This is a genomic window from Flavobacterium hercynium (genome assembly GCF_002217285.1).
Taxonomy (GTDB): Bacteria; Bacteroidota; Bacteroidia; order Flavobacteriales; family Flavobacteriaceae; genus Flavobacterium; species Flavobacterium hercynium.
This window is the reverse complement of record NZ_MUGW01000050.1, coordinates 12,119-23,771: the sequence shown is the minus strand read 5'-3', so window position 1 is coordinate 23,771 and position 11,653 is coordinate 12,119. Positions and strand designations below refer to the sequence as shown.

The window sequence follows — 11,653 nt, the reverse complement described above, 5'->3', positions numbered from 1 at the left end:
TTATTTGTAAAACTTCAAATCAGGAAAAATTGAAAAAAAGAAATGTTGAACTGGTTATTATCTCAGATGTTCATTTGGGAACTTATGGTAGTCACGCCAAAGAACTAAACAACTATTTATCAAGTATAAAGCCCAAAACACTAGTCTTAAATGGTGACATTATAGACGCTTGGCAATTTAGAAAATCCTACTTTCCTAAAAATCATTTAAGGGTTATTCAAAAAATAATCGGAATGGCTTCTAAAGGGACAAAAGTGTATTACATAACAGGTAACCACGATGAAATTCTGAGAAAATTCAGTGATATGAATATGGGGAATTTTGCTTTGGTCGACAAACTAATTTTAGAACTTGACGGTAAAAAAGCCTGGATTTTTCACGGAGATGTATTTGACGCTTCTGTTCAACACTCCAAATGGATTGCGAAATTAGGTGGTTTAGGTTACGATTATCTTATTCTTTTGAATCGTTTTATCAATTGGGTTTTATCTAAATTGGGTCGCGAACCTTATTCGTTTTCTAAAAAAATAAAAGCTAGTGTAAAGAAAGCAGTCAAATTTATATCTGATTTTGAAACCACTGCTACTGATCTTGCTATCGAAAAAAAATACGATTACGTTATTTGCGGTCATATTCACGAACCTAAAATAATTGAAAAAGAAAACAAATACGGATCAACCTTATATTTAAATTCAGGTGACTGGATCGAAAACCTGACTGCTTTAGAATACCATAAAAAACGCTGGAAATTATATTCATACTCAGAATCAAATTTTACAGAAGAAGAAAATCTTTTTGAAATGGAAGACATTTTAAGCAATCATTTAATCAACTCCATCATCAAACAAAAATAAGCGCTAAAAACCACACTTAGCGCTTTCATACAAAGGTTATATTTCAAAATCGCATCAATTCTGTTTCATCTGAAATGTGAATTATGCAACAATTTTTTAAAATCCTGTACGTTAAGGAATAACATCAATTGTACTTTTGAAAAAAATTAATAACCATTTATATGAAGAAAATTATTTTATCAGCCATAATGCTACTAGGATTAGCATTTACAGCTCAATCACAAGAAATTGCTAAAAATGCACTTGGTTTGCGTTTAGGAGATAATAACGGATTTGGTGGAGAAATATCATACCAAAGAGGTTTATTTAAAAATAACAGACTTGAGTTTGATTTAGGATGGAGAAACAGCCGCGATGTTGATGCTATCAAAGGAGTTGCACTTTATCAATGGGTTTGGAATATTGATGGTGGCTTTAACTGGTATGCTGGTGTCGGTGGTGGTTTAGCTGCCTGGGACTATGATTATCGTTTTAACAACTCAAACTATAGAGATAGCGGAACTTATGTTTTCGCAGCCGGAGATGTAGGTATTGAATACGGATTTGACAACGTGCCAATTTTATTATCATTAGATGTTAGACCTGAAATTGGTTCAGGATATTACGATAATGATAACTTTGGATTCGATGTTGGTTTAGGAGTTAAGTTTAAATTCTAAACAAAAAATAAAAAATAATTGTAAAAAGAAACCTGTCGTTATTGCGACAGGTTTTTTTTATTCACACTTAAATTAAGACTATTACTTAACTACGATTTCTTTCTTAGAATTCACTTTTACAACTGTGTAGGGATAGCTAATCATCTGCATCACCATTGCATCTTTAGCCGGACTAATTTCTTTTACCGTGATAATGATGTTTTTATCTGTTTCTTCTACTTTTTCAACTTCAATAGCATATCCACTCGTGTTTTTCTCTCCCATGTTCAAAATAACAAAATTAGATTTACTGCTATCACCTTCTTTAACTTTATCAGCTAAAAGCGGATCATTCTGAAGCATCTTGATTTCATTTGGTTCCGTCAAAATTTCAAAAAACCTGATATTTCCCCCACCGCTCGACTGTGTAGTTAAAACTTCGTACAATGCTGTTGAAGATTCTGTAGTTTTTTTTGCTCCGCAAGAAACTAAAGCAAAAACTGCTAAAACCGAAATTACTTTTTTCATTCTATATTTTTTAAAGGTTAAAACTGCTAATTTTTATAATCATCTATCGCTTTTTGATACAAAGCTTCGTATTTAGGCAATATGTTTTTGATGTCAAATTTCTTGGCAACTTCCAGCGCATTTGCCTTAAACTGATTCAAAACTTCATCATCTTTTAAGATTTTAATCGCATTTGCAGCCATCTCATCTACATCACCTACATTACTTAAATACCCTGAGATACCATCAAAATTCACTTCAGGCAAACCACCTGAATTACTCGAAATTACAGGAACTCCACTTGACATTGCTTCCAATGCTGCCAAACCAAAACTTTCTGTTTCAGACGGAAGCAAAAACAAATCTGTTAGGCACAAAATCTTGTCAATTTCATTACTGTTTCCAAAAAAGATCACTTTATCGTAAATTCCAAGTTCCATACAAAGCGCTTCGGCCTTTTCTTTTTCTGGACCATCCCCCACCATCATTAATTTGGCAGGCATTTCTTTTTGAATATTATAGAAAATCTTAATGATATCCGGAATTCGTTTTACTTTTCTAAAGTTACTAATATGTGTAACGATGCGCTCATTTTCTTTTGCCATAACATAACGATGACAAGGAGCAAGCGGGTCTTTTTTGACTTTATCTACCTCAATAAAATTCGGAATAACTTTAATTTTATTCTTGATTTTAAATAATTTTAAAGTATCGTCTTTTAAACTCTGCGAAACCGAAGTTACGTAATCCGATTTATTAATGCTAAAAGTTACTGCCGGTTTATAAAACGGATGATTTCCCACCAACGTAATATCTGTTCCGTGAAGCGTCGTAATCATTGGAAGATTAATTCCTTCATTCTTCAGCATTTGCTTCGCCATATAGCCTGCATACGCATGCGGAATAGCATAATGCACGTGCAGTACTTCGATTTTATACAGTTTTACCATATCAACCAATTTACTTGACAATGCCAATTCATACGGCTGATAATGAAAAAGAGGATATTCAGGAACGTTTACTTCGTGATAATGAACATTAGGATTCAAAAGTGCCAGTCTCACGGGCTGACTATAGGTTATAAAGTGTATTTCGTGTCCGCGTCTGGCTAATTCAAGACCAAGTTCTGTAGCAACCACACCACTACCACCAAAAGTTGGATAACAAACTATTGCTATTTTCATGTATTAAATTTAATTCTACGAAAATACTCAAAAATAGCGTCTAATTGAAGTTTTAGAATGTTAGATTTTTGCAAATATTTATTTAGCTGTATTATTAGATTGTTAGATCCCTTAAAGCTTTTCAGAAGCAGAAAATTCATTTTCAAAAGAACCATTCGTCCCGCTATCCGCTAAATCTTTTTCTTTCCGCATTAGCGGACAGAAAAAGGATACCGCTTCTATCGGGGCTAAATTAGAGGTCTCGTTTTCAAAACAAAAAAAGGCACGAAATCAAAATTTCATGCCTTGTTATATATTTCTTAGATACTATACCTCTTAGAAAAATCTACTGTGCCAGCTATCAGCAGCAGGAACTTCCCAAGACTCGTTGTATTCTTCTATATTGTTAACCAGATTATTAAAAACAATCGTGTTTTCAGAAACGGATTTATCTTTAACCATTTTTTTAAAATCAATTAATGGTTTGTGTGCGATATGCTCTCCAAGCTTAAAGGTAACGTTCATTTTATCAAGCAAATCAACATTGTACTTTTTTTCAAGTCCCTGAATAAATTCAACCGAACTGTCAATAGAACATCCAGTTGCAGCCTGAACTTCCTGATTTACGGCTAAAATTATAAATCGATTGTATTTTAACTCAAATGATGCTTCTAAACTTGTTCCGTGTGCTGCCCATTCTTCTACGAAAGCTTTAAGGTCAGTTTCAATTTCAGAAAATTCTTCCTCAGAAAACTTTCTGTTTGATTGATAAATCCAAATTCTGGATTCACCAGGTAAATTTTCGAAAGGTATATACATTTTTAATTTTAGATTTTAGATTGTAGATTTTAGATTGTAGATTTTTGAAGGTTTCAAGTTTCACGTTTTTCTGTTTCAAGTTATAAAAGCTAAGTACCTTAGTACCTCAGAACCTTAGCAACTTAAAAAAAACTAAAGATCCTGTGCATTAGCGATTAACTCAGCAATGTCCATTACTTTAACTTGTCCTTCTTTTTCCTGATGTTTGATACCATCAGTTAACATCGTATTACAAAACGGACAACCAGCTGCAATAATATCCGGTTTCACTTCAAGTGCGTCTTCTGTACGTAATACATTGACTTCTTTGTTTCCCGGTTCAGCATCCTTAAACATTTGTGCTCCACCTGCTCCACAACAAAGTCCGTTTGCTTTCGAGCGCTTCATTTCGACTAATTCAACATCTAATTTCTCAATTAAATCTCTTGGCGCTTCGTAAACTTTATTTGCTCTTCCTAAATAACAAGGATCGTGAAAAGTAATTTTCTTTCCTTTAAACTGACCTCCTTCTACAGTAAGTCTTCCGTCATCCATTAAGGACTTTAAAAACTCCGTATGGTGAATTACGTCATATTGACCTCCTAATTCAGGATATTCATTTTTTAACGTATTAAAACAATGTGGACAAGCAGTTACAATTTTCTTTGCTTCGTATGCATTCAAAACCTCGATATTCATCATGGCCTGCATTTGAAACAAAAATTCGTTTCCAGCTCTTTTAGCAGGGTCACCAGTACAACCTTCTTCTGTCCCTAAAACCGCAAAAGAAACGTTAGTACGATTTAAGATACGTACAAATGCTTTTGTAATTTTTTTTGCTCTATCATCAAAACTTCCTGCGCAACCTACCCAAAACAAAACTTCTGGTTGTTTTCCTTCGGCTAGCATTTCTGCCATTGTTGGTACTACTAAACTTTCTGACATCTTTTTATTATTGTTTAATCGTTTATTTGGTGAATCGTCAATTTGGTAAATCGTTTAATCGTTAATTTGACGAAGCGCTTATTTTGTTGAATCGTTTATTTGTTGAATCGCTTATTTGTTAAACCGTCAATTTGATAAATCGTTTAATTGTTAATCTGACGAACCGTTTATTTGTTTAACTGTTGATTTGGTAAATCGTTTAATCGTTTATTTGACGAACCGCTTATTTGTTTAACTGTTGATTTGATAAATCGTTTAATCGTTAAATTAGCTGAACCGCTTATTTGGTAAATCGTTTAATCGTTAATTAGATAATGTTTATAATTACAAAAAAGTAAACAATTTAACAGTAACAGTTCAGTGTTTTATCGATTAAACAAATAAACGATTAAACAGTTACAGCGATTCAAAAACAAAACTAGTTTTCGTTTTTCCAATTCAATCGGTCTTGCTGATTGTATTGCCAAGGTGCACTGTTGTTCTCAATATTGGTCATCATAGCGTTCAATGACATTGGAGCCGCACTTTGTTCCATTACCAAATAACGTCTCATATCTATGATAATAGATAACGGACTAATATTTACAGGACATTCTTCTACACAAGCATTACATGATGTACAAGCCCATAATTCTTCCGGAGTTATATAATCATTTAACAACGATTTGTTATCCGGAACAAAAACACCTTTATTAGCATCTATATTATTTCCCACTTCTTGTAAACGGTCTCTTGTATCCATCATAATCTTACGAGGAGACAATTTTTTTCCTGTTTGATTTGCCGGACATGCAGAAGTACAACGACCACATTCTGTACAAGTGTAAGCATTTAAAAGCTGTACCCAGTTTAAATCCTGGACATCACTTGCACCAAATTTACTTGGAGCAGCATTTTCATCAACAGGTGCCGCTGCAAAAGGATCAGCATTTGGATCCATCATCAATTTTACCTCTTTTGTAACAGACGCCAGATTATCAAACTTTCCTTGTGGATTTAAATTAGCAAAATACGTATTTGGAAAAGCCAAAAGGATATGCAAGTGTTTTGAGAAATATAAATAGTTCATAAACACTAAAATACCTGCTATATGCAACCACCAAAAAATTTCAGACAATACCATTACCAATTCATTCGACAATCCATTAAAAATAGGAGCAATAAACTGGCTCACAGGAAAACTTCCTGCTTTATGAAAATGTGAGAATCCACCGGGAACATTCTGTAAATGCAAATCAGATGCGTTCATTAATAAGAACAAAGTCATTAATACCATCTCGAAATACAAGATGTAATTCGCATCACTTTTAGGAAATCCTGTCAAATCTTTATTAATGAATCGTTTTAGTTTAATAACATTTCTTCTGATCCAAAAAACGGATACTGCTACTAAAACTAAAAGTGCTAATATTTCAAAAGAACCTATTAATACATCATAAGCTGTTCCTAAAAAAGCAAATACTCTGTGTGTACCGAATAAACCATCAATAATAATTTCAAGTAATTCGATATTAATAATGATAAATCCAAGGTAAACAACGATATGCAGCACTCCCGCTACAGGACGTTTTACCATTTTTGACTGCCCAAGAGCAATCATGGCCATATTTGACCAACGCGCTTTAGAATTATCTTTTCTATCTACGTCTACTCCTAAGTTAATGTTTCGGATGATCTTTTTTACACTCTTTGCAAAAAAACCAAAACCAACTATAAGAAGGATTGCGAATAAAATATTATCTAAATAGCTCATACTTAATTATTTTTTCGTAGTTGAAGTTGAGTCTTTCGGTGCAACGTATGGCTTGTTTTTCTTTCCAAAAAGAGAAACATTTACATAACGTGTTGGATAAAGACGAACGTCTTGTAACAATAATTCTAATTCTTTTGAAGTCTTAGATAAGTTATTATACAAAGCATCATCGTTTAGCAATTTACCGGCTGTACCTTTTCCTGAGTTTAAATTCGACATAATACCATCAACTTTAGCTAAAGTCTGGTTTAGGTTTCGTACTGTTTTACCTAAATCAGCTTTATTTAAAGAATCCGATATTTTAGAAAAATTATTAGACATCTTATTAAAGTTCGTTACAACTCCATTAATTTGTCCTTTGTTTGCATCTAAAATTGAATTTAAAGTTTTTGAAGCCTGATGAAATTGTTTCAGGGTATGATTTAAGTTTTCCAAAGAATACTTAAGATCTTCCTGACCTTTTTTATCCAGAACATTGTTTACTCCTAATACCAAAACATCAACATCACCTAATAACTTATCAAGTTTTTGTTGAAGAGGCTGAATTTGAGTTCCTAACCTATCTGTTAAGCCTAGCTGTACGTCAGCTTCTAATGTCTGACCATCAACGGCTTCTTCCTTATCAGCAAAATTAGGCAGGATTGCAATTTGCTTTCCGGAAATTACTCCTGGAGAATACAAAGATGCTTTACTGGTTTTAGAAATTAAGAAATCAGTTTTTAACTGTAATTCTATTAATAATTTTCCTGTAGTTTCATTGATCGAAATTTTAGTTACTTTACCTATAACTAGTCCGTTTAAAGTAACCGGAGCTGAAGCTGCTAAGCCTTCAACATTATCATATTCAACATATAACGTTTTATAATTTGTAAAAAGGTCTCTCCCTTTTAAAAAACTGTAGCCCCAAATAAATAATAGAATTGAAGCGATGACTAAAATAGCCGTTTTAATTTCTCTTGTTATTTTCAAAATTCTAAGTGTTTGTACAAAATTAATATAAATATTCGAACTTGTGGTTAATTATTTGATTGCGTCCTGAATACTTATTTTTTCCCCATCTTTAAAAGCAATCAAAAAAGCATTGTTATACCCTTTACTTTTAGCCTCTTGCAAATATTTTTGTGCTGCATTGTAGTCAGAAGTTTCCTCGTAGAAATACTTATATATATTGTTTTCAAATAGCACTGATATATTTTTTAGTCCTTTAAAGTTTTTAGGATTTAATGATGTATTATTAACACTTGCTAAAAGTTGTACTTTAAAGAAAGTTCCCTTTGGACTGTTTTTAACTACTGTGGCGGTTTTTGGTTTGGTGGGTGTCGACGTATCTTTTGCTGGTCTTACATCTGACATATCCGGAGTTCCGGAACCAAAATATTCTCTTTTATAGCTAAGAATTGCTTCGGCAATAGCTTTTGCAACATCATTTTGTCCTTCTTCAGAATTCAAAATATTCCCTTCTGTCGGGTTTGATATAAAACCAGTTTCCACCAAAACTCTTGGCATATAAGCTTTATGCAATACCATAAAAGGAGCTTGTTTTACACCTCCCTGACGCAATTTTTTACCTAACTTTTCAAAATTATGCTCAATATAGGTAGCAAGCGAAATACTGTTGTCCAGATATTCCTCCTGCATAAGTGTCATCCCTATTAATGATTCAGGAGAGTTAGGATCAAAACCTTCATATTTTCGTTTATAATCTTTCTCCAAAGTAATAACCGAGTTCTCTTTCTTCGCCGCTTCAAGGTTTGATGCTACTTTACTTAAACCCATAACATAAGTTTCTGTTCCGTCTGCTGCAGTATTTTTGTTTGCATTACAATGTATAGAAACAAAAATATTTGAGTTTGCTCTGTTGGCAATGTTTGCTCTCTCGACAAGATCTATAAAAACATCTGTCTTACGAGTATAAATTACATCAACATTTGGACTTGCTTCCAAAATTTTTCCAACTTTTAAAACAATAGCCAAAGCAATATTCTTTTCTATTCTACCGCTGTAAACTGCACCAAAATCATGATCACCATGTCCTGCATCAAGAGTTACTTTAAAAACATTAGTCTGACTATAGGAGCAAAAAAATGTTAGCATAAGAAAAAAACTAAAAGTAAATTTAGTTTTGTTAAATATATTCATAAATATAAAAGTTAATTTTAATAAAATGCAACTACTATAATTTTTATAATTGATTATTTTTGCCAAAAAATTATATGTAAGTTTGACATGTCAAAAAACACGCCATACTTTTACAAAAATAGCATTTATACCTTTGCATACAAACTTATTTAATATCGTTTTAATATCATTTTTCCTAACCTTTGGTTGTGGTGAAATATATTCGCAGGAAATAAAATCAAAGAAAACTCCGTTAAAAACTGTAAAACAAACAGATAAACCTGAGATTATACCGGAAATTATACCTGCTGACACTGTAAAAGTTGATAGCGTTAAGCCAAAAAAAGCTTTTCTGGACGGAAAAGTAAAATACAGAGCAAAGGATTACGCTAAAATTGATCAGAAAAATAAAAAAATCACACTTTATAATGAAGGTGAGTTGTATTATAAAGATGTCGAACTTAAGTCAGGAATTATCGTTCTTGATTATGAAAAAGACGAAGTTTATGCCGGAAGAATAAAAGATTCTACCGGAACTCTAACGCAATATCCTAATTTTAAACAAGGCGCAAGTGAAGTTCAGCCCGATTCCATTCGATTTAATTTTAAAACTCAAAAAGCTTTAATTTACAATTCAAGAACGGAACAAGGAGAGTTTAAAATAAAAGCTGCCGTGACCAAAAAAGAAAATGACTCTGTTTATTTTCTTAAAGGTGCGCGATTTACTACTTCAAAAGATATTGACAATCCGGAATATTACTTTCAAACAAATAAGGTAAAATTTATTCCCGGAAAAAAAGTAATTACAGGTTTAACCAACATGGTTATTGCTGATGTGCCAACACCTTTGGCATTGCCTTTTGCTTATTTCCCAATGAGTCAGGAAAAAAGCGTATCAGGAATTATTCTTCCTAGTTATAACGACTCTAACACGCGTGGATTCTCTCTTCAAAACTTAGGTTATTATTTTGCATTAAGCGACAATTATGACCTTACGGCCCTAGCAGATTACTACACCAACGGTAGTTATGCTATGCGTTTTGAATCTTCGTATGCCAAAAGATACAAATACAGAGGAAACATAAATGTTCGATACAAAAACTTAATCAACAGCGAGAGAGGTTATCCGGATTACTCGAGACAAAACATTTACAACATTCAGTGGTCGCATGCTAAGGACACTAAATCGAATCCTAATTCGACTTTTTCTGCGTCTGTGAACATGGGTAGCAGTAAATACTTCAAACAATCTATTAATCAGGCGAACGTAGGTTCTAATTTGAACAATACGTTGAGTTCGTCGATCTCTTATAACAAAACTTTCAACACTGTTCCGCAAGCCAGAGTATCGCTTACAGCAACACACTCTCAAAATACACAAACAGAACAAATTAACATGACCCTTCCATCGTTGCAGGCGAGTATTGATCGTGTCTATCCGTTTGTTGGAAAAGATGGTGTGAAAAAAGGATTCATTAAAAACATCAATTTACAATATAATCTGAGCGGTAAAAACAGTTTTACAACAACTGACTCTTTATTCTTTAAACCTCAAATGTTCAAAGATGCTCAAATAGGAATGCAACACTCTATTCCAATTAGTACAAACTTCAAACTATTTAAATATTTTAGCGCCGGTGCTTCAACAAACTTTCAGGAAACATGGGTTACTAAAACGGTAGAAAAAGAATATAATAACGATTTAAGCAGTGTTCAGACTACAACGATAAATGGCTTTGATGCTTTTAGAACATACAATTTCAGCACGAATTTAGGAACTACCATTTATGGTACTTTTAATCTTGGTGCCGATAAAAAAATACAATCTATTCGTCACGTCATGCGACCTTCGATTACGTACGCATACACGCCAAGTTTTGAAAGATATTACGACACATACGGAACAGATGCTTCAGGCAGAATAACGACACAATACACGCGTTTTGAGGGTGGTATTTACGGCGTACCAAGCAAAGAGAACTCCAACGTCGTTGGCTTCTCTTTAAGCAATACATTTGAAGCTAAAGTAAGAGATCGCGACAGTACAAAAACGGAGCCTAAAAAAATAATGCTGTTAAACAATTTAAATTTTGCTACCTCCTATAATTTCAATGCAAATGGTAAAGAAACTTTAGCATGGTCACCTGTCGTTGTGAGCGGTGGAACTCAATTCTTTGACAACAAAATGAATATGAACTTTGGCGCTACTTTAGATCCTTATGCTATAGATAATTCCGGAACACGTATGAATATGTACAATATTGAAAACGGCGGAAGTTTATTCAGAATGACAAGTGCTAACGTAACAATGAACTATTCGATCTCGAATAAGGGAACAAAAGAAACTAAAAACCAGCAAAGCGAACGGAATGGTGGTCGAAATGATGATTTATTCGGTACCAATACCGACTTGAATGACACCAGAAACAGTCAGTTTAACAGTGAAGATGACGAGAGCGAAAATGTCATTACAGAGTTCTTTAATTCAAAGATTCCATGGGATATGACGCTTGCCTATTCGCTAACCTACTCTAACGTAAATCGCGAAAACAAAATATCAGGAAATTCTATTATGATTTCCGTAAACACCGATATTACTCCAAAATGGAAAGGTGGTGTTTCTACCGGTTACGACTTTGTACAAAAAGGGGTTACATTTACTCAATTTCGTTTTGAAAGAGATTTGTTAAGCTGGAGAATGGCATTTAACTACACACCACTTGGTGTTAACTCTAACTGGAATTTCTTTATTGGAATTAAATCCGGTATGCTTAGCGACATTAAATGGAACAAAAGAAGTACTTCTAATCGATAAATAATCGTAAATTAGATTAAAATCTTTGCAGCTGTTAAGAGTATTTATGTGTGACTATCATA

10 protein-coding genes are annotated in these 11,653 nt (G+C 33.3%); 3 read left to right on the top strand and 7 right to left on the bottom strand.

Translation table 11 applies throughout. The features are described from left to right. Positions 1 to 29 precede the first annotated feature (29 nt). Both B0A66_RS19325 and B0A66_RS19320 read left to right on the top strand, forming a co-directional pair. Complete coding sequence (locus B0A66_RS19325; RefSeq protein WP_089051506.1) at positions 30 to 854, top strand: UDP-2,3-diacylglucosamine diphosphatase; 825 nt, start codon at positions 30 to 32, stop codon at positions 852 to 854. A gap of 161 nt (positions 855 to 1,015) precedes the next feature. Beyond that, on the top strand, positions 1,016 to 1,513 hold the full coding sequence (locus B0A66_RS19320) for a hypothetical protein (protein ID WP_089051505.1): 498 nt from the start codon (positions 1,016 to 1,018) through the stop codon (positions 1,511 to 1,513). An 81-nt stretch (positions 1,514 to 1,594) separates the two neighbouring features. Here B0A66_RS19320 and B0A66_RS19315 read toward each other — a convergent pair whose 3' ends face one another. From B0A66_RS19315 to B0A66_RS19285, 7 genes are all read right to left on the bottom strand, one after another. Continuing rightward, positions 1,595 to 2,020 carry a protease complex subunit PrcB family protein gene (locus tag B0A66_RS19315; protein WP_089051504.1) on the bottom strand — a complete coding sequence of 142 codons (426 nt, stop codon included), beginning with the start codon at positions 2,018 to 2,020 and terminating at the stop codon, positions 1,595 to 1,597. A 26-nt stretch (positions 2,021 to 2,046) separates the two neighbouring features. After that, positions 2,047 to 3,183 (bottom strand): N-acetyl-alpha-D-glucosaminyl L-malate synthase BshA, encoded by a 1,137-nt coding sequence (bshA, locus tag B0A66_RS19310; RefSeq protein ID WP_089051503.1) that lies wholly within the window; start codon positions 3,181 to 3,183, stop codon positions 2,047 to 2,049. Between the two features lie 315 nt (positions 3,184 to 3,498). Further along, positions 3,499 to 3,981, bottom strand: coding sequence for an ABC transporter ATPase (locus B0A66_RS19305; RefSeq protein ID WP_089051502.1), 483 nt, complete (start codon positions 3,979 to 3,981; stop codon positions 3,499 to 3,501). Positions 3,982 to 4,113: 132 nt separating this feature from the next. After that, the gene (locus B0A66_RS19300; protein WP_089051501.1) at positions 4,114 to 4,905 is read right to left on the bottom strand and encodes a (Fe-S)-binding protein; all 792 of its coding nucleotides are present in this window, start codon (positions 4,903 to 4,905) and stop codon (positions 4,114 to 4,116) included. A 418-nt stretch (positions 4,906 to 5,323) separates the two neighbouring features. Further along, positions 5,324 to 6,658 (bottom strand): (Fe-S)-binding protein, encoded by a 1,335-nt coding sequence (locus tag B0A66_RS19295; RefSeq protein ID WP_089051500.1) that lies wholly within the window; start codon positions 6,656 to 6,658, stop codon positions 5,324 to 5,326. A gap of 6 nt (positions 6,659 to 6,664) precedes the next feature. Then, a complete protein-coding gene (locus tag B0A66_RS19290; RefSeq protein ID WP_089051499.1) occupies positions 6,665 to 7,627 on the bottom strand; it encodes an MlaD family protein in 963 nt (320 codons plus the stop codon). Positions 7,628 to 7,678: 51 nt separating this feature from the next. Further along, entirely contained in the window at positions 7,679 to 8,797 is a 1,119-nt protein-coding gene (locus B0A66_RS19285) for an N-acetylmuramoyl-L-alanine amidase family protein (RefSeq protein WP_089051498.1), read from the bottom strand. Positions 8,798 to 8,846: 49 nt separating this feature from the next. On the opposite strand from B0A66_RS19285, the gene B0A66_RS19280 reads away from it, so the two are divergent. Further along, entirely contained in the window at positions 8,847 to 11,591 is a 2,745-nt protein-coding gene (locus tag B0A66_RS19280; RefSeq protein ID WP_089051497.1) for a putative LPS assembly protein LptD, read from the top strand. Positions 11,592 to 11,653 lie beyond the last annotated feature (62 nt).